Source organism: Micromonospora sp. H61 (assembly GCF_018070325.1).
GTDB lineage: Bacteria > Actinomycetota > Actinomycetes > Mycobacteriales > Micromonosporaceae > Micromonospora > Micromonospora salmantinae.
Map to the genome: position 1 here is coordinate 1 of NZ_JAGPXY010000044.1, position 17,395 is coordinate 17,395.

Genomic DNA, 17,395 nt, shown 5'->3' on the forward strand with positions numbered 1-17,395 from the left:
GTCTAGGAGGAGGGTTTGGGGGCCTATGTTGATGCTTTCGACCAGCATGTGGGCGCGGAAGCGGCCGGTCTCCACCTTCGCTCCTCGTGCGCGTAGGGCGTCGACCACCGCTGTCACCAGTGGCTCGGCGACCTCGGCGGGGGCGGCGGCGGTCCAGCTCGGTCGGCGGCCCTTGCGGACGTCGCCGTACAGGGTGAACTGGCTGACCACCAGGATCGGCGCGCCGGTGTCGGCGGCGGACCGCTCACCGTCCAGGATGCGTACCTCGTGCACCTTGCGGGCCATCGTCTGAGCGGTCTCCGCGGTGTCGGTGTGGGTCACGCCGAGCAGCACCAGCAGGCCGTTCTCGATGGCGCCGACCACCTCGCCGTCCACCGTCACGCTGGCCCGCCCGACGGTCTGCACCACCGCCCGCATCAGGCGCTCACCGGCTCGATGAAGCCGCGCTCCACCAGGTGCGCCACGATCGGGCCGGCGGCCTCGGCCATCTCGTCGGGCTCGACGTCGTGCGCGGCGGCCAGCAGGGCGAGCTGGTCACGCAGCGGCAGCCGGCCGTCGGCGCCACCGACCAGCGCCAGCACCAGCGGGTCGATCTCCTCGGTCCAGCGCAGGCCGTGCGGCATAGCGAGGACCTGCCGGTCCACCCCCCAGCCCTCGTCGCCCATGGTGGCCTCCTGTCGTAGCTGGAGGCCCTCGGCGGCCCGGTAGCGCTCGGCGAGCAACGCCTCGGTGTCGCGTACCCGGAGAAAGTCCTGGCGGTCGAACCAGGCGGCGACCTGGTCGCCCAGCGGTGGCTGCACCCGCTGGCGCAGATCCTCCACCCGCACCACCGGGTCGGCGTGCCCGCTCCGACGCAGTGACACGATGCCGAAGCCGATGCCCTCCACCTTGTGTGCGTCGAACCAGTCCAGCCAGGCGGCCATCCGCTGCGGGTCGGCGGTCTCGCCGACGTCGGTGAGCCACAGGTCGACGTACGCCATCGGGTCGGCCACCTCGCGTTGGATCACCCAGGCGTCCAGACCGGTCCCGGCGAACCAGCCGGCCACCCGCTCGTCCCACTCCTCGCCGGCGACGTGCACCCAGTTCGCCAGGTACTGCATGGTGCCGCCCTCGGTGAGCAGGCCCGGGGCGGCGGCGGCCAGTTCGGCGCCGATCGCGTCACCGATCCGGCCGGAGTCGCGGTACACGTGCGTGGTCGTGCCCGGGCCGACCACGAACGGTGGGTTGCTCACCACCAGGTCGAACCGCCGACCGGCCACCGGGGCGACCAGGTCGCCGCGGAGCAGTTCCCACTCCTGACCGTTGAGGGCGGCGGTGGTCGCGGCGAAGCGCAGCGCCCGCTCGGAGAGGTCGGTGGCGGTCACCGACCTGGCGTGGGTGCCCAGGTGCAGGGCCTGGATGCCGGAGCCGGTGCCCAGGTCCAGTGCGGTGTCGACCGGCCGGCGCATGGTCGCGCCGATCAGGGTGTGGGTTGCCCCGCCGACGCCGAGGACGTGCTCGGCGTGCAACGGGCGACCCGGGCGGGCGCTGGCCGGCACGTCGGCGAGCACCCACCAGTCCTCGCCGTACGGCTCCAGGTCGATGCCGGCACGCAGGCCGTCGCCGTACCGCTCGACCAGCCCGCCCGCGAGGGCCTCGGCCAGGCTCAGCGGCGCCAGCGCGGCGGCCACCGCCGCCTCCGATTCGGTCTGGGCGCAGATGAACAGCCGGATCAGGGTGCCGAGCGGGTCGCCGTCCTCGGTGGCGCGCAGCGCGGCCCGATAGTCGTTGCGGGCGACCGCCGCGGTCGCCTGGGCGCCCAGCCGCTCGGCGATGCCGTGGCTGGTGAATCCGGTCCGGGTCAGTGCGCTGCGCAGCGCGTCGACACCGGCGGGGGAGAGCAGCATGTCGTGTTCGTCCACCCCGACATCCTGCCTCCCGTCGCGTCCCGGATCGCGTCACCCGACCGATTTGCAGATCGTCAGGGTGTCGAGCCGCTCCGTGTAATGAGCCGCCAACGCGTCGAATCGTGTTCGGGCCTCGTCTGCCATAACCGTGGTCCACGCCGTTCGCAGCCGCGCCACGGTCTGCGTCACCGTCTCAAAGGTCCGCTCCGGGTCCGCACCAGCTCGCTCTGCCAGGCGCCGAAAGTGGTCGCCGGTGATGGCGCTCGGCACTGTCTCAGCATTCAGGCTGAGCGCCAGCGGAGCCCAACGAAAGTTGGAATAGAGCGACAGAGAGTGGAAGTCGTAAACAGGGGCGAGGTGGGGAGTCCGTCCGTCCGCGTATCTGATCGCCCAGTTCTTCAGATGCCCGTCTGTATTGCCAACCACCAGCAGGGCAACAAGACGAGCAATGAAGTCGTGGTACCCGCCGTCCCCGGTAAGCTGCCGGATCGCTGCGGCCAAACCGTCGTACGAGGCACCCGATTCGCTGTACTTGAACTTAGGATCGACGTCCGCGATTTGGGCGAAGTCCTCCACGTGGATGCGTTCCCCGTATGCGCGGTCAAACCGTTGAATGACGTAGACGAGATCAGCCGGGCGGACTAGCCCATCGGGGAGACCTTTGACCTCGTCCGCACGCAGGAGATCCACTGCCGGAACTGGGAATCCGGCTGCTGCCAACCATCTCATGGTCAGATACTCATTGGTGGGTAGCTCACGCAGACTCTGGTCGGGCAGTTTTACGATCCACCAACCGCCCTGCCCGCTGACTGGCACGGTGAGTCGGTCAGCTGAGATCGAATACTTAAGCTGGACACCGGCCAGCGAGTGGCGTAGCGGGTGGTCGATCTGCTCCCCTGAGTCTGGGAGAAAATCGTCCTCCGGCTCGCTGTCGGCATGCACGGTTACGGCACCTGGCAGGTTGCTGCCCACTCTGAGTAGCAGGGTGAAGTCGCCCACTCTTCCGCCCCCGAGTTCACGGATGATCTGACGCCGCAAGGCGCCTTCGGGTAGCAAGTTGGCGAACCAGGGCGGCAGGCCGACGCGTGTACGTCGGACCGATCGCGGATCGTCTTCGAAGATCTGGCCAAGAACTTGATGATCGGGAGAGGAAAGGTCATCGTCGTAGATGAATTCGGAACCGCCCTGAACAAACTGGAGCTCACCGACCCGACGACCATGTAGCCGCACCTCGGCTGTCGTTCCTGCCATGTCACGCGGCCGTTCGCAAAACGTCCGCCAATGATTGCCCGTCCCGTGCGCCCCACTCGGCCATTCGATTGACGTGGCCAGTAATGATGCGGAGGCATGCCTGCGCCCGTAGTTCCAGGAACCCGGTCCAGTCGTCGTGCAGCGCGAGGGCCGCAGCATCCTCGCTGATCAGATGGCTGGCTGCGACGGTTGGCGAGGCGGCTACCAGGAGCGAGCGGGTGAGACGTTCCCCGGGGGGGAGCACAAACCGGTTAGCGATCGTGCCATGGGCCTTGTCGCCGCTCTCCGGCAGTAGGGGACGTAACGGACTGCCCTGCTCCAGCAGCCGAGTGATGTCGATGATCTCGCCGCTGTCGAGATCACGAGGCTCGGCCGCGAGGAGCCCCAGGGTGTTGAGCTTGGTCATTGCGTGGTTGAAATGCACCTTGTCCAACTCTGCGGCGAAGTCCGGGAAGGACTGCACCTGTCGCAAGACGTTTGTCGCAGCGGTCAACGCATTGGGCGCGTCCACCGACTCCACCTGATTGCGGACGTCGGCCACGCTGACTCCACGGGCGCGGGTGCCAGCGACAGCACTGCGCCAGACCCAGCGACGCAGCAACGTCGCCGGTCGACCACTCGGTGTGCCGTGCAAGCGGACGAACCGCACCAAGATCGGCAGCACGTGTGAGTAGGGCAAGAGCCTGATGTGGGGAATGCCGCATTCGCCACGTAGGAACTCGACTACCTCCCTCAGTCGTGCCGCGACCTCGCGGAGCGTTTCGGCCGGGTCGTCCTGGGGCCCGAACTCCTGCCGGAAGTCCTCTCGGAAAATATCGCCACCCCGATACGCGAGGACGCAGCGCAGGGTGAGCCGATCGTCGAGCGTTCCGAAGCCGAGCGTGGCCGGAACCTGGCCAAGGCCGTGCAGGCTGCTCAGTTCGTCGTTGACGGCACCGGTGTGTAACGCCTGGAAGACTTCTGACTTGGTGAGCCGCTTTCCGGTGGTGTTCATTCGGGTGAAGATCTCAAGTAGGGCGTTCTCGTCGGCCGAGTGAACGACGTACGTCGGAATCTGGTACTCGCGTATCGCTTTGGCCGCCTGGTCGGCGAGGGCGAGTTGTTCATCGGAGAGCCAGTCGGAGTTATCCCGCATCCAGCGGAGCAGGACCGCGGTATCCAGCAGAGAGCTGACGGGCACCCAGGACCGCGGCGGTCGTTGACGGTTGCCGATGGTGTGAAACTCGCCGGTATCGAGATCGAGATGGACCCGGAAACGTGGATCGACCGAGCGGTCGGCCCGGGTCAGAGCACCGACGAGAGACACGATGCGCTGTTGACCGTCAACAACCCAGAGAGCCGCTGCTGTCTCGGGTGCCACGACTTCGAGTGGGCCAACCTGGAGGCGTTGCGCCGGCGCTGGGCGTCGCCACAGCAGCAGGTTTCCGATCGGGAAGCCCCGCAGCAGGCTGTCAAAAAGTCGGACGATGTCGGACGCTTCCCACTTGAAGGACCGCTGGAAAGGCGGTATTCGGACCAGTCCGGTGGTGACGTCCCGGACCAGATCCTCCGGCGTGCGGTATTCGACGCGTGGCCTCTCCAGGCTCGGCACGGCCACCTCCTTTCCAGGACCCACCGAGAGTATCGGCAACAGGTCCCTGGTCCCAGCTACGTGGCCGGTGAGACGTGGCAAAGTCAGGGTGGCATCCGCCCACCCGTGACGGGCCAGGCAGGATGGTCCGCATGACGCTCGTTCTGCCCATCGACCCGGAGGCCAACCGCCTGCTGGAGCGTAGCCCGCTGGCCCTGCTGGTCGGCATGGTTCTTGATCAACAAGTGGCGATGGAGAAGGCGTTCTCGTCGCCGTACGTGCTCCAGCAGCGGCTCGGCCATGAGCTGGACGCGGCGGAGCTGGCCGGGTACGACCCGGAGGCCCTGGTCGCGCTCTTCGCCCAGCCGCCCGCGCTGCACCGGTTCCCGAAGGCCATGGCGGCCCGGGTGCAGGAGGTCTGCCAGGTGCTGGTGGAGCGCTACGACGGGGACGCGGCGCTGCTCTGGGCCGAGGTCGCCGACGGGCCGGAGCTGCTGCGCCGGGTCTCCGCGCTGCCCGGCTTCGGCAAGCAGAAGGCGCAGATCTTCGTGGCCCTGCTCGGCAAGCGGTTCGGGGTGACCCCGCAGGACTGGCGGAAGGCGGCCGGAGACTACGGCGACCCGGGCGCGTACCGGTCGGTGGCCGACGTCACGGACGCCGATTCGCTACGTCGGGTGCGGGAGTTCAAGCAGCAGATGAAGGCGGCGGCCAAGGCGAAGACCACCGGCGGCTGACCGACCGGCCTGTTGAGGGGCGGTCTGCTCAGGCGGCGGTCGGGTGCGCCAGCGAGGCCAGCGCGCGCCGGACGTCGGCCAGCGAGACGGTCGCCGAGTCGTCCAGGTCGGCCAGGCCGGCCTCGATCCACTGGCGCATCAGCGTGGTGACCCCGATGCCCCGGGCGTCGGCGGCGGCGCGGACCCGCTCGTAGGTGTCCAGTGGCAGCCGAACCGAGCGGCTCACCATCGGTACGTCGCTGTCGGGGGTGGGCAGCTCCGCCGCCGGGCTCTCGTCGATCAGCTCGGCGATTCGCTCGCCGCCGCCGTGGAACTGCTTGGTCGCGTCGTTACGGTGCATCGTCACGGCCTCCTCATCTACCGAGATCTCCGCACGGCCTCGTCGTAGCGCTTGGACTCGACGTCGCTCAACTCGCGGGCGGAGAGAATGTCCCAGTCGTTGTCGGTGCCATCGGCCTCGGCGAGCAGCACCGCCAGCCTGCGGCCCCGACGGGCGGCGGCGTAGACCACCATCACGTCGTCACCCAGATGACGGATGACCCGTCGGGCGCTGTGCAGCGCCTCCCAGACTTCCCCGGGTGTGACGTCGTAGACCCTCAGGTTGGCCAACGCCTCGTCGGTGAAGCTGAACCTGCTGCCCACATCGCGGAGCGTACCACGGGCGTAACACGCGGCGGGATGAGTCGAAGTTCGCTGATCACGGACCTGCGGTGACAGGATGAGGCGTAACCCCCTCGAGGAGGTCCATGGTGAAGCGTCAGGCGTACCAGCCGATTCTGATCACCGACGCCTCGCGCAGCCAGGACGATCAGCTCAACAGTCGCCAGCGCCGCTATGTCCTGATGATGGGCATCCGGGTGCTGTGCATCATCGTCGGCGCGATCCTGGTCGGTGCGAACGCCCCACTGCTCTGGCTCTGGCTGCCACTGTGCGGCCTCGGCATGGTGCTCATCCCCTGGCTGGCCGTGCTGCTGGCCAACGACCGGCCGCCGAAGGAAGAGCACCGGCTGGCCAACCGGTTCCACCCCCGCCAACAGGACGACACCCCGCCGATGAGCCTCACCGCCGAGGAGCGCCCACACAAGGTCATCGACCTCGAACCCTGACCCGCGAACGGGCCAGGGTTCGAGCAGTCGGGGCTGTGGCCGTGCGCCGGCTGCTACGCCTGTGGCCGAGCCCCGGCGGTGGAGACGGCCAGCGCGCCCAGGTCGGTGGCGCGGCCCAGTGCCGCAGTCGGGGTGGCACCGGCGAGCCACGCGGTGAGCAGACCGGCCGCGAAGGCGTCGCCAGCGCCCGTGACGTCCACCACCGCCACCCGGCTGGCCGGGGCCACGCAGACCGGCGTGGTGCGGTCCACCCAGACCGCGCCGGCCGCGCCGCGCTTCACCACCACCCGCCGAGCCGTCGCCGACAGCACCCGCCCCTGCGCCGCCGGGTCCAGCCCGCCGGCCAGCACCGTGGCCTCGTCCGCGTTGACCAGGAGCAGGTCGATGTCGCGTACCCAGCTCAGAAACGCCGCCGCGCCGACCCGCCGCAACGGCGCCGCGGAGGCCGCGTCGACGCTGATGGTGAGCCCGCGCTCGCGGGCGGCGGCCAACGCCCGCAGCCCCGCGCCGCGCGACTCCGCGTCCAACAGGGTGTACGCGGACAGGTGCAGATGCCCGGCGCCGGGCGCCGCCGCGATGGCCTGCTCGACGTGCGCGGCGCTCAGCCGCAGGTTCGCGCCGCGCTGGCTGACCATGGTGCGCTCGTCGTCGGCGGCCAACACGATGACAGTGCCGGTCGGGGCGCCCTCGACCCGCTCGACGGCACAGTCGACGCCCGCCCGTTCCAGCTCGGCCACCCGGTCCCGCCCGGCGTCGTCGTCACCGACGGCCCCGACGAGCGTGACGTCCACCCGCTGCGCGGCGACCCAGGCGGCGGTGTTGGCCGCCTGACCGCCGCCGCCGAGACTGATCGCGGCCCCGGTGTCCGAGCCGGCCGCGAGCGGCCCGGACAACACGGCGACCACGTCGGTGATCACGTCGCCGACGACGACCATCCGGGCCGGTCGGGTCATGCCGGGACGGCGGTGCCGCGGGCCACCGAGGCGACCGCGATCCGCGCGGCCAGGTCGGCGTTGCGCAGGATGATCCGCACGTTCACCGCCAGGCTGGCGCCCTCGGTTGCCGAGTGGAAGTGCGCGAGCAGGTACGGCGTGACGGCCTTTCCGGTGATCCCGTCCCGCTCCAGCAGGGCCAGGCCCTCGGTGAGAGTCCGGTCGTGCAGCTCCGGGTCGAGCTGCTCGTCGACCGGCAGCGGGTTCGCGATGAGCAGCCCGCCGGTGTGCACGGCGTGCTCGTCCCGGGCGGCGAGCACTGCGGCGACCTGCTCCGGCGAGTCCACCGACCAGTCCAGGTCGAAGCCGGCGTCGGTCAGGTAGAAGCCGGGGAACCGGCGGGTGCGGTAACCGACCACAGCGACCCCGAGGGTCTCCAGGCGCTCCAGCGTCGCGCCCACGTCGAGGATCGACTTGACCCCGGCGCAGACCACCGCGATCGGGGTCTGCGCCAGGGTGACCAGGTCCGCCGACTCGTCGAAGGTGTGCGCGGCCTCCCGGTGCACCCCACCCAGCCCACCGGTGGCGAACACGCCGATGCCGGCGGCGGCGGCCACCGCGCTGGTCGCGGCCACCGTGGTCGCGCCGTCCGCGCCGGTCGCGGCGGCCACCGCGAGGTCGCGGACGGAGAGCTTGGTCACGCCGTCGACAGTGGCCAGCCGGGTCAGCTGGGCGTCGTCCAGGCCGACCACCAGCTCACCGGCGATCATGCCGATCGTCGCCGGAACGGCCCCGGCGTCCCGAACCGTCCGCTCGATCTCCCTGGCCACGCGTAGGTTCTCCGGTCGGGGCAGGCCGTGCGAGACGATGGTGCTCTCCAGTGCGACGACGGGCCGGCCGTCGCGCAGGGCAACGGCGACCTCGGTGCCGTAGCTGATGTGAAAGTCAGTCACACGGGCACCGTACGGGGTGGGGCTTCGGCCGGCCTCAAGTGGACCCGGCCGTGATGACCTGCCAAACTTGTCGGTTGGAGGTGCAGACGTGAGCACAGAGGTTCTCGAGCGTCCGGAGCTGAAGGACGCCGATACCGGTCCCGAGATGTTCCATTACGTCCGCAAGGAGAAGATCGCCGAGAGCGCCGTCATGGGCACTTTCGTCGTCGCTCTCTGCGGCGAGACCTTCCCGGTCACCAAGGCGGCCAAGCCGGGTTCGCCGGTCTGCCCCAAGTGCAAGGAGATCTACGACTCGTACCGTGAGTGAACCTCGGCCGGTGCTCCGGCCGGCGACGTAGCCTGCGGCGGTGACCACCTCCACCGCCCTGCTGCTCGCCGACCTGACCGGGGTGGCGGTGTTCGCCGCGTCCGGGGCCTCGGCGGCGGTGGCCAAGCGACTGGACCTGTTCGGCGTCGCGTTCGTCGGCTTCGTGGCCGCCCTCGGCGGTGGGATCTTCCGAGACCTGGTCATCGACGAGGTGCCGCCGCTGGCCTTCGCCGACTGGCGGTACGTGGCCACCGCCGCGATCACCGCGCTCGCCGTCTTCTGGCTGCACCCGCAACTGGCCCGACTGCGCACCACAGTGCTGGTGCTGGACGCGGCCGGCCTGGCGCTGTTCACCGTCACCGGTACGCTCAAGGCGCTCGACGCCCGGGTGCCGGCCGTCGGGGCCTGCCTGATCGGCATGCTCACCGCCATCGGCGGCGGGCTCGGCCGCGACCTGCTCACCGCCGAGATCCCGGTCGTGCTGCGCCGGGAGATCTACGCGCTGGCCGCGCTGGCCGGCTCGGTCCTGGTGGTGCTGCTGTACGTCACCGGGCAGACCGGGCCCGCGCCGCTCACCGCCGCCGCCGTCCTGGTCTTCGGGCTACGCCTGATCGCGCTGCGTCGACGCTGGTCCGCGCCGGTGGCCACGCTGCGCCCGCCCCGCGCCGACGGGGCGGATCCACGCACCGACCGGGAGTGGTGAGACGGGTCGGGCCGCCGCTCGTTCGGGTGCGGGATTGTGACCAGCGTGGCGTCGCCTGGGCCCGGCGGCCCGTGCTGGTTATGCTGAGTCGGCCTTCGCGGCAGCTTCTGCGCGGAGGCGTTTTCATGGGCGGCGGATCCTCGTGGCCCTCGCCCGGGGTCCGCCATCGTGCGGTCGGAGAGGAGCTTCGCGTGGCAGCCCGGACGCCGGTGCTCGAGACGTTCCCGGCGCTACGCGCCTGGCAGCGCAAGGCGCTGGTGGAGTACCTGCGTCGCCGTAGTGAGGACTTCACAGCGGTCGCCACGCCCGGCGCCGGCAAGACCACCTTCGCCCTGCGGATCGCGGCCGAGCTGCTCGGCGACGGCACCGTGGAGGCCGTCACCGTGGTCGCGCCGACCGAGCACCTGAAGAACCAGTGGGCCGACGCCGCGGCCCGGGTGGGCATCCAACTCGACGCCGCCTTCCGCAACGCCGACCTGCACTCCGCTGCCGACTTCCACGGCGCGGTGGTCACCTACGCACAGGTGGGGATGGCACCGCAGGTGCACCGGCGACGCACCATGACCCGACGCACCCTGGTCATCCTCGACGAGATCCACCACGCCGGCGACTCCCGGTCCTGGGGCGACGGGGTGAAGAACGCCTTCGAACCCGCCGTACGCCGGCTGATGCTCACCGGGACGCCGTTCCGCTCCGACGACAACCCGATCCCGTTCGTCAGCTACGAGCGGGGCGGGGACGGGCTGCTGCGCTCCCGCGCCGACTCGGTGTACGGCTACTCCGACGCGCTGCGCGACGGGGTGGTCCGGCCGGTGCTCTTCCTGGCGTACTCCGGGGAGACCCGCTGGCGTACCAACGCGGGGGAGGAGCTGGCGGCCCGGCTGGGTGAGCCGATGACCCAGGACCTGGTGGCCCAGGCATGGCGTACCGCCCTGGACCCGGCCGGCGACTGGATGCCACAGGTGCTGCGGGCCGCCGACGCCCGACTCACAGTGCTGCGCAACGCGGGCATGGCCGACGCCGGTGGTCTGATCATCGCCACCGACCAGCAGACCGCCCGCTCGTACGCCAAGCTGATCGAGCAGGTGACCGGCGAGAAGGCCGCCGTGGTGCTCTCCGACGACCAGGGCGCGTCCGCCCGGATCGCGACGTTCGCGGCGTCCGACCAGCGGTGGTTGGTAGCGGTGCGGATGGTGTCCGAGGGGGTCGACATCCCCCGACTGGCGGTCGGGGTCTACGCCACCAGCGCCAGCACGCCGCTCTACTTCGCCCAGGCGATCGGCCGGTTCGTGCGGGCCCGCCGGCCCGGGGAGACCGCGTCGGTGTTCCTGCCCAGCGTGCCGCACCTGCTCGGGTTGGCCAGCGAGATGGAGACCGAGCGCGACCACGTACTCGGTAAACCCAAGGAAGCCGACGGTTTCGACGACGACCTGTTGGAACGCGCGCAGCGCGACGACCAGGCCAGCGGGGAACTGGAGAAGCGGTTCGCGGCGCTCTCGGCCACCGCCGAGCTGGACCAGGTGATCTTCGACGGCGCGTCGTTCGGCACCGCGGCCCAGGCCGGCACCCCCGAGGAAGAGGAATACCTCGGCCTGCCCGGTCTGCTCACCGCCGACCAGGTCTCGCTGCTGCTGACCAAGCGGCAGGCCGCACAGCTCGCCGCCCAACGCCGTCGTACGGCCGACGGGGCCGCTCAGCCGGCCGCTGCGGCCACGGCAGCGCCACCCGCACCCATGAGCGCCGCCCAGCGTCGCGTGGCGCTACGGCGCCAACTGAACGCTCTGGTGGCCGCCCGACACCACCGAACCGGTCAGCCGCACGGCAAGATCCATGCCGAGCTGCGCCGGCTCTGCGGCGGCCCGCCGAGCGCCCAGGCCACCATCGAGCAGCTTGAGGAACGCATCGCCACCGTGCAGACCCTCTAGACCGTCTCCGGCGGGTCGGAGGCAGCAACATCAGGGGAAGTTGCTCGGATCTTTGCGCGGGGCGCGGGCGCGGGGGAGTCCAGACAGAAAGAGCTGACCGGAGGCACCCTCGGGGTGCCTCCGGTCAGCTATGTCGGTTTGCGGATCTAGTTCGCCATCAGATCGGCGCCACGCCAGCTGAAATCGGGCTCCGTCGCGAACCGCTCGGTGATCTTTACAAGATCCTCCGCGTACTTGTTCGCGTGGTGCCCGCAGAACACCAACTCGCTCCCACCCGTGAGAGTGATCCGGAGCTTCCCGGCAGCATTGCAGCGGTCGCACCGTTCATCGGCGGCTGGGGGAGCCGCCGTCACGGGCGGCGGCGTGAGGGTCGGGGTCATCGCCTTCCTCCTCTGGTCGTCACCGATGAACAATCTCTTCGGTCGTTGCTCACCTATCGTGCAACACCCTTACTAGGCACTGCCTTCCCTGTGTGCCCGCGGGGGACCGAGGTCACACCTGGAAGGGACAGTGTGCCGTGCACCAAGGGTGCCACGTCAACGATCACATTCGTGCATCCGGACGATCACCATCTGGTGTTGCACACCAGGTGGTCAAAACGACACGTTCGGTTGACGAAACCCGCTCAGTCCAGGTAATCCCGGAGGACCTGCGACCGGGACGGGTGACGCAGCTTGGACATCGTCTTGGACTCGATCTGCCGGATCCGCTCCCGGGTCACCCCGTAGACCTGGCCGATCTCGTCGAGCGTCCGCGGCTGGCCGTCGGTCAGGCCGAAGCGCAGACGTACCACACCCGCCTCACGCTCGGAGAGCGTCTGCAGCACCTGCTGGAGCTGGTCCTGCAGGAGCGAGAACGAGACCGCGTCGACCGCGACCACGGCCTCGGAATCCTCGATGAAGTCGCCGAGCTGGCTGTCGCCCTCGTCGCCGATGGTCTGGTCCAGTGAGATGGGCTCCCGAGCGTACTGCTGGATCTCCAGCACCTTCTCGGGTGTGATGTCCATCTCCTTGGCCAGCTCCTCCGGAGTGGGCTCGCGGCCCAGGTCCTGGAGCAGCTCACGCTGTATGCGGCCGAGCTTGTTGATGACCTCGACCATGTGCACCGGGATGCGGATGGTGCGGGCCTGGTCGGCCATGGCGCGGGTGATGGCCTGTCGGATCCACCAGGTGGCGTACGTGGAGAACTTGTAGCCCTTGGTGTAGTCGAACTTCTCCACGGCCCGGATCAGACCGAGGTTGCCCTCCTGGATCAGGTCGAGGAACGCCATGCCACGGCCGGTGTAGCGCTTGGCCAGCGACACCACCAGTCGGAGGTTCGCCTCCAGGAGGTGGTTCTTGGCCCGCTCGCCGTCGCGGGAGATCCAGCCCAGGTCACGGACCATCTCCCGGACGAGCTTCTCCTCGCCCTCGTCGGCAGCCCGCAGCCGCTCGGCGGCGTAGAGCCCGGCCTCGATCCGCTTGGCCAGCTCCACCTCCTGCTCGGCGTTGAGCAGCGGAACCTTGCCGATCTGCTTCAGGTACGCCCGGACGGAGTCGGCGGAGGCGGTCAGCTCGGCGTCGCGTCGAGCCTGCTTGAGGGCCTCGGACTCCTCGTCGTCCCACTCGAAGTCGTTGTCGGTCGCCGAGGCGGCGGCGTCGGTCTCGGCGGCCTGGGCCAGCTCGGCCGGCTCCTCGACCACCACGTCCTCGATCGCGGCGGCCAGCTCCTCCGGGTCGATCTCGCCCTCGGCGCCCTCGCCCTTGGCCTTACCGCCAGCCTTGGTCGGCTTGGCCCCGGCAGCCGCGGCCACCGTCGCCTTGGTGGCTCGGGTCGACTTGGTCGCCTTCGCCGGCGTCGCCGTGGCGGCCTCGGCGCCGGTGCCGGTCGCCTTGCGAGCGGCCACCTTGCGCGGGGCCGACGTCGCCGGGGCGTCGTCGCCGGCGGGCGCCTGCTTCGGGGCCGGCGCGGCGGCCTTCTTGGTGGTCTTGGCGGTGGTGGCCCGGGACGCTGGCGTGGTCGAGCGGGCCGCGGCGACGCGGCGGCGGGTGCTCGCCGAGCCGTCCACCACGACGGTCACTCCGGCCTCGGAGAGCGCCCGCAGGATCTTCTTGGCCTGGGCCGGAGTCACCTCGGCGGACTCGACGGTGCGCGCGAGCTGAGCCGACGTGAGCTGACCACCGGCGCTCTGCGCGTGGGCGATCAGGGTGTCGGTGAGCGAGCGAACGTCGGCGCCGGGCTGGCGGGGTTCTGTCACGAATGACCTTCCGGAGGCGAAGAGCGGGCACGGCGGGTTCGTCCAGCGCAGCGAGGGTTACCGTGCCGGGCGATGTGGTTGAGGGACCCTCGTGTCACGGTCCGGCCGGTGGTCGGCGGTCCGTGCCGCGTGGGCAGGGGTGAATTGTAACGCCGTCTGCGGCGATCATCCTGCTCCGCACCGCGTACCGCCGGTGGGGACCGTCGGTGGGGCGGAGATATGGGCTTCGCGCTAATGATAGCCGCGTGGCCGGCGAAGGGCTTCCGTCGTCGAGGCCGGTGGCGCGCCGAACGTGTCCGAACTGCCGTTTGAGCAGGCAGTACGAGGTCAACATGGCGATTGCGAGGGTGCGCGTGTGGATCACCGAGGTCGCTGTCGGTCCGGCCGGTGGCGTCCCCACCAGGTCGCGGTTGGGCAACGGTTGTGAGCCGAGCATGGACGGGGCGGTAAGCACTTAAGCGACATTACCAACCGAAAGGGGCATATTGGCGGAGGTCGGCCGCTCAGGCCGCCAGGGCGGTGCGGGCGCGCCCACCTCGCAGCGGATCCCAGGCGCCAAAGATCCTGCTCTGGTGCCGTCGGGCGGCGTCGGGAACGATGATCTTCGGTAGTTTCACCCACCCACATGCGCCCAGTTGCGGAAAGAGGCGAATCATGACCAACTCGGCCACGACACCGTCGGAGCTGCTGACCATCGCGGTGGAGGTGGCTCGGGACGCGGCGGACACCGCGTACCGGATGCGCGCCGAGGGGGTAGTCGTCGCCGCCACCAAGAGCACCGTCACCGACGTGGTCACCGCCGCCGACCGGGCGGTCGAGCGACAGATCCTCGACGCGTTGGCCGCGCTGCGCCCGGACGACTCGGTGCTGGGCGAGGAGTACGGCGAGGGAGCTTCCGGCGCGACGCGCAGCGGTGTGCGCTGGATCGTCGACCCGATCGACGGCACTGTGAACTACCTGTACGGACTGCCGCACTCAGCGGTCTCGCTGGCCGCCGAGGTGGACGGGGTGGTGGTTGCCGGCGTGGTGCGCAACGTGAACACCGGAGAGCAGTGGACCGCCACAGCCGGCGGTGGGGCCTGGCGCGACGGTGTCCGGCTGCGTTGCTCCGGCGAGGTCGATCTGGGGCAGGCGCTGGTCGGCACCGGCTTCGGCTACGACGCCGGCCGTCGGGCGCACCAGGCGCAGGTGGTGGCCGGGCTGATCGCACACGTACGCGACATCCGCCGGCTCGGCGCCGCGGCGCTGGACCTCTGCCTGGTCGCCGAGGGGCGGCTCGACGCGTACTTCGAGAAGGGTCTTGCGGCCTGGGACCTGGCGGCTGGCGGGCTGGTGGCCGCCGAGGCGGGGGTTCGGGTCGCCGGCCTGGCCGGTCGACCGCCAGGGCCGGACCTGGTGGTCGCGGCCCCGCCCGCGCTCTTCGCGCCGCTGCACGACCGGTTGGCCGCGCTGGACGCCGCCGGCGGTCCCTGACCGGCGGACCAGGTCGGCCGGCTCTGAGCGACCGGCTCCGGCCTCTTGAGTGGCCGGCTCCAACCGGTGGGGCCAGGTCGGTGCCGGTCGCCGACCGGGCGCTGCGGCGGGCCGGTTACGCAGTCACTTGGCGGGTGGGGACGGGCAGGAGCCCTTGGGAGCCTCCGGCGGACCCGAGTCGCCGAGTGACTGGTTGACCTCGGTCGTGGTGGCGAGCTGCTGGAAGTTGTTGCCCAGTACGACGTCCACGGTGTCGTCGGTGCGCTTCGGGTCGTAGCCCGGGGTGGCGTTGTTGAGGAAGTATGCCTGGAGCAGGTGCGCGGACCCGACGCCCTTCGGGCCGTACCGCAGCACCGCGACGCTGTTGATCTTCTTCTCGTTCCCGGTCTTCTTGACCTGGAACTGTCGATTGCTGAACTCGTCGGCGACGGTGTGCGCGAGACCGGGCTGATCCGTGGCGTTGAACACGTTGATCTTGACGTCTTTGCGCTCGCGCAGGGTCAGATCCGCCAGCGGCCAGCCCTCGGGGCAACCCGCCGCGGTACCCACGTTGCCCTGGCTGTCGCGGACCACGGCCACGACGACGAAGACCAGGGCGATGATCGCCAGCAGGCCGACGACGACGAGTGCTCGCACGCGCGCAAAACTCATCAGGGCACTCCCCGGACTTCAGTGGGTGGTGGCGGCCAGGAACGATCGCTCAGGCCGCCGGCCGTCGAATACGCCGCTGAGGTTAACGGTTGTCCGGCCGTCGCGTGGAAACAGCCCGACATGCCGGCGCGCCGACCGCGAACCGGGTACTACTACCCCTATCTTCGTGTCGCCTGAATCACATTGGGAACAACTTCGCGTGCGGGGGCGTACATCTCAGCCGCAAGGGCGGTATACATGCCTCGCCCAAGGGGGGGTAAGGTTCCGCGCTCGCAGGGGAGTCGCCCCGGCGAGCTCGACCCGTTCGGTCCTCGGGTCGGGTGCCCGACACAAGTGGTGGCCGGCCAGCGGAACCGAAACAGCGTCGTCCGGCGTTACAACCGGAAGCGACAACATCGATATGGGAGAGTGAAACCGATGGCCACCGACTACGACGCCCCGCGTCGCGACGAGGTCGACCTCGGCGAGGACAGCCTGGAAGAGCTCAAGGCACGGCGCGTCGACTCACAGTCGGGCGCGGTGGACGTCGACGAGGCCGAGGTGGCCGAGAGCTTTGAGCTGCCCGGTGCCGATCTGGCCGACGAGGAGCTCACGGTCAAGGTGCTTCCGATGCAGCAGGACGAGTTCCGGTGCGCCCGCTGCTTCCTGGTCCACCACCGTAGCCAGCTGGCGGTCGAGCGTAATGGCGAGCTGATCTGCCGCGAGTGCGTCTGACAACCACAACAACACCGGCGGCGGCCTCCTGAACGGGGTCGCCGCTGCCGGTGTAGGCATGCGGCAGCGGTGGGTACCTGCTTGACTCGTAGCGGGTAGCCACAGCACCGGGAGGTCCGATGAGCGATCGAGGCGGCACCACCGATGGCGGCACGGACGGCCTTGGTGCCACCGGTGGCACGGACGACCTCGGTGCCACCGTCGCGGCGTTGACCGCGGACGACATCGCGCCGGCCCGACGCCGCCAACTGCTGACCCGGATGGTCGGGCAGGCCCGTGCGCGGGGCATCTCCGACCTGTTCAAGCCCCGTGCCGCCGTGCGATGGATGGTCGACGCCGTCGCCGAGATCGCCCCGCACGTGCCGGTACGGGACCTGGACACGCTGCGCCAGCACTTCCCCGGCCTGGACGACGCCGCCCTGGCCGACCGGCTCATCCGCAACGCGTCGAGGACCACCGCCGCGATCGGCGCGGCCGGTGGGGGCGTCGCCGCCGTCGAGTGGACGGTGGCTCCGACCCTGCTCTCCGCGCCGGTGCTGCTCGCCGCCGAGACCGTGGCCGTGGTGGCGGTGGAGCTGAAACTCGTCGGCGAGCTGCACGAGATCCACGGCGTGGCACTACCGGCCGCCGGCAGCCAACGGGCGGTCGCGCTGGTGCACTCCTGGGCCACTCAACGCGGTGTCAACCCGATGGTGCCCGGCGTGGGAGTGGGAGCGGTGCTCGGCACCGCCGCCCGCAAGGAGTTGCGGGACATGCTGCTGAGGCGTTTCGGTCGCAACCTCACCACACTCGGGCCGTTCCTGACCGGCGCGGCGGTGGCCAGCTTCCTCAACCGCCGGGCCACCCAGCAGATGGCCGACCAGCTCCAGGTCGACCTGCGCCGGCGGGGCATCGCCCGGCCCGCGCCACCGGCGGCCCTCCCGGGCCCGCCGACCGGCACCTGAGCGGGCCCTC

General features: G+C 70.2%; 19 protein-coding genes. 8 read left to right on the plus strand and 11 right to left on the minus strand.

All coding sequences use genetic code 11. The features are described from left to right. The 4 genes from dtd to KBX08_RS21070 all read right to left on the minus strand — a co-directional run. Positions 1-417: D-aminoacyl-tRNA deacylase (dtd, locus tag KBX08_RS21055; protein WP_210785157.1), on the minus strand; the 417-nt coding region annotated here is incomplete at its 3' end. Continuing rightward, the gene (locus tag KBX08_RS21060; protein WP_210785158.1) at positions 417-1,901 is read right to left on the minus strand and encodes a methyltransferase; all 1,485 of its coding nucleotides are present in this window, start codon (positions 1,899-1,901) and stop codon (positions 417-419) included. The genes dtd and KBX08_RS21060, both read right to left, overlap by 1 nt. 36 nt (positions 1,902-1,937) lie before the next feature. Further along, positions 1,938-3,137: a type II toxin-antitoxin system HipA family toxin gene (locus tag KBX08_RS21065; RefSeq protein WP_210785159.1), complete on the minus strand. Its 1,200-nt coding sequence runs from the start codon at positions 3,135-3,137 to the stop codon at positions 1,938-1,940. Position 3,138: 1 nt separating this feature from the next. Further along, positions 3,139-4,728 carry a DUF262 domain-containing protein gene (locus tag KBX08_RS21070; protein WP_210785160.1) on the minus strand — a complete coding sequence of 530 codons (1,590 nt, stop codon included), beginning with the start codon at positions 4,726-4,728 and terminating at the stop codon, positions 3,139-3,141. A 122-nt stretch (positions 4,729-4,850) separates the two neighbouring features. Between KBX08_RS21070 and KBX08_RS21075 the strand changes: the two genes are divergently transcribed. Further along, a complete protein-coding gene (locus KBX08_RS21075; RefSeq protein ID WP_210785161.1) occupies positions 4,851-5,441 on the plus strand; it encodes an HhH-GPD-type base excision DNA repair protein in 591 nt (196 codons plus the stop codon). Between the two features lie 28 nt (positions 5,442-5,469). Here KBX08_RS21075 and KBX08_RS21080 read toward each other — a convergent pair whose 3' ends face one another. Both KBX08_RS21080 and KBX08_RS21085 read right to left on the minus strand, forming a co-directional pair. Then, entirely contained in the window at positions 5,470-5,781 is a 312-nt protein-coding gene (locus KBX08_RS21080; protein WP_124858894.1) for a hypothetical protein, read from the minus strand. Between the two features lie 17 nt (positions 5,782-5,798). Further along, the gene (locus tag KBX08_RS21085; RefSeq protein WP_030489374.1) at positions 5,799-6,083 is read right to left on the minus strand and encodes a hypothetical protein; all 285 of its coding nucleotides are present in this window, start codon (positions 6,081-6,083) and stop codon (positions 5,799-5,801) included. Positions 6,084-6,187: 104 nt separating this feature from the next. Between KBX08_RS21085 and KBX08_RS21090 the strand changes: the two genes are divergently transcribed. Continuing rightward, the gene (locus tag KBX08_RS21090) at positions 6,188-6,547 is read left to right on the plus strand and encodes a DUF3099 domain-containing protein (protein ID WP_210785162.1); all 360 of its coding nucleotides are present in this window, start codon (positions 6,188-6,190) and stop codon (positions 6,545-6,547) included. 53 nt (positions 6,548-6,600) lie between these two features. Here KBX08_RS21090 and KBX08_RS21095 read toward each other — a convergent pair whose 3' ends face one another. Together KBX08_RS21095 and KBX08_RS21100 are read right to left on the minus strand one after the other, a co-directional pair. After that, positions 6,601-7,500 (minus strand): carbohydrate kinase family protein, encoded by a 900-nt coding sequence (locus tag KBX08_RS21095; RefSeq protein ID WP_210785163.1) that lies wholly within the window; start codon positions 7,498-7,500, stop codon positions 6,601-6,603. Next, positions 7,497-8,432 (minus strand): pseudouridine-5'-phosphate glycosidase, encoded by a 936-nt coding sequence (locus tag KBX08_RS21100; RefSeq protein WP_210785164.1) that lies wholly within the window; start codon positions 8,430-8,432, stop codon positions 7,497-7,499. Before KBX08_RS21100 ends, KBX08_RS21095 begins: the two co-directional genes overlap by 4 nt. Positions 8,433-8,520: 88 nt before the next feature. Here KBX08_RS21100 and KBX08_RS21105 point away from each other — a divergent pair, with 88 nt between their 5' ends. The 3 genes from KBX08_RS21105 (at position 8,521) to KBX08_RS21115 (ending at position 11,367) form a co-directional block, all read left to right on the plus strand. Further along, complete coding sequence (locus KBX08_RS21105; RefSeq protein WP_007456912.1) at positions 8,521-8,739, plus strand: DUF3039 domain-containing protein; 219 nt, start codon at positions 8,521-8,523, stop codon at positions 8,737-8,739. A 40-nt stretch (positions 8,740-8,779) separates the two neighbouring features. Continuing rightward, positions 8,780-9,442, plus strand: coding sequence for a trimeric intracellular cation channel family protein (locus KBX08_RS21110; protein ID WP_210785165.1), 663 nt, complete (start codon positions 8,780-8,782; stop codon positions 9,440-9,442). A gap of 191 nt (positions 9,443-9,633) precedes the next feature. Continuing rightward, positions 9,634-11,367 carry a DEAD/DEAH box helicase gene (locus KBX08_RS21115; RefSeq protein ID WP_091400594.1) on the plus strand — a complete coding sequence of 578 codons (1,734 nt, stop codon included), beginning with the start codon at positions 9,634-9,636 and terminating at the stop codon, positions 11,365-11,367. Positions 11,368-11,513: 146 nt separating this feature from the next. Here the strand turns inward: KBX08_RS21115 and KBX08_RS21120 are convergent, their stop codons facing one another. Continuing rightward, on the minus strand, positions 11,514-11,747 hold the full coding sequence (locus tag KBX08_RS21120; RefSeq protein ID WP_030489368.1) for a hypothetical protein: 234 nt from the start codon (positions 11,745-11,747) through the stop codon (positions 11,514-11,516). A gap of 245 nt (positions 11,748-11,992) precedes the next feature. Next, a complete protein-coding gene (locus KBX08_RS21125) occupies positions 11,993-13,603 on the minus strand; it encodes an RNA polymerase sigma factor (RefSeq protein ID WP_112675658.1) in 1,611 nt (536 codons plus the stop codon). 654 nt (positions 13,604-14,257) lie between these two features. Here KBX08_RS21125 and KBX08_RS21130 point away from each other — a divergent pair. Next, positions 14,258-15,076 carry an inositol monophosphatase family protein gene (locus KBX08_RS21130; protein ID WP_210785166.1) on the plus strand — a complete coding sequence of 273 codons (819 nt, stop codon included), beginning with the start codon at positions 14,258-14,260 and terminating at the stop codon, positions 15,074-15,076. Positions 15,077-15,199: 123 nt separating this feature from the next. Here KBX08_RS21130 and KBX08_RS21135 read toward each other — a convergent pair whose 3' ends face one another. Continuing rightward, a complete protein-coding gene (locus KBX08_RS21135) occupies positions 15,200-15,712 on the minus strand; it encodes a LytR C-terminal domain-containing protein (protein WP_210785192.1) in 513 nt (170 codons plus the stop codon). A 432-nt stretch (positions 15,713-16,144) separates the two neighbouring features. Between KBX08_RS21135 and KBX08_RS21140 the strand changes: the two genes are divergently transcribed. Beyond that, positions 16,145-16,441, plus strand: coding sequence for a DUF4193 domain-containing protein (locus KBX08_RS21140; protein WP_007075406.1), 297 nt, complete (start codon positions 16,145-16,147; stop codon positions 16,439-16,441). A gap of 119 nt (positions 16,442-16,560) precedes the next feature. Next, positions 16,561-17,385, plus strand: a complete 825-nt coding sequence (locus KBX08_RS21145) for a hypothetical protein (protein ID WP_210785167.1) — start codon at positions 16,561-16,563, stop codon at positions 17,383-17,385. Positions 17,386-17,395 lie beyond the last annotated feature (10 nt).

Bases quoted from the DNA above. Each gene is read 5' to 3' on its own strand.
- KBX08_RS21065 (WP_210785159.1), bottom strand. From the start codon at position 3,137: ATGGCAGGAACGACAGCCGAGGTGCGGCTACATGGTCGTCGGGTCGGT.
- KBX08_RS21080 (WP_124858894.1), bottom strand. From the start codon at position 5,781: ATGCACCGTAACGACGCGACCAAGCAGTTCCACGGCGGCGGCGAGCGA.
- KBX08_RS21140 (WP_007075406.1), top strand. From the start codon at position 16,145: ATGGCCACCGACTACGACGCCCCGCGTCGCGACGAGGTCGACCTCGGC.
- KBX08_RS21095 (WP_210785163.1), bottom strand. From the start codon at position 7,500: ATGACCCGACCGGCCCGGATGGTCGTCGTCGGCGACGTGATCACCGAC.
- KBX08_RS21090 (WP_210785162.1), top strand. From the start codon at position 6,188: ATGGTGAAGCGTCAGGCGTACCAGCCGATTCTGATCACCGACGCCTCG.
- KBX08_RS21145 (WP_210785167.1), top strand. From the start codon at position 16,561: ATGAGCGATCGAGGCGGCACCACCGATGGCGGCACGGACGGCCTTGGT.
- KBX08_RS21130 (WP_210785166.1), top strand. From the start codon at position 14,258: ATGACCAACTCGGCCACGACACCGTCGGAGCTGCTGACCATCGCGGTG.
- KBX08_RS21120 (WP_030489368.1), bottom strand. From the start codon at position 11,747: ATGACCCCGACCCTCACGCCGCCGCCCGTGACGGCGGCTCCCCCAGCC.
- KBX08_RS21075 (WP_210785161.1), top strand. From the start codon at position 4,851: ATGGTCCGCATGACGCTCGTTCTGCCCATCGACCCGGAGGCCAACCGC.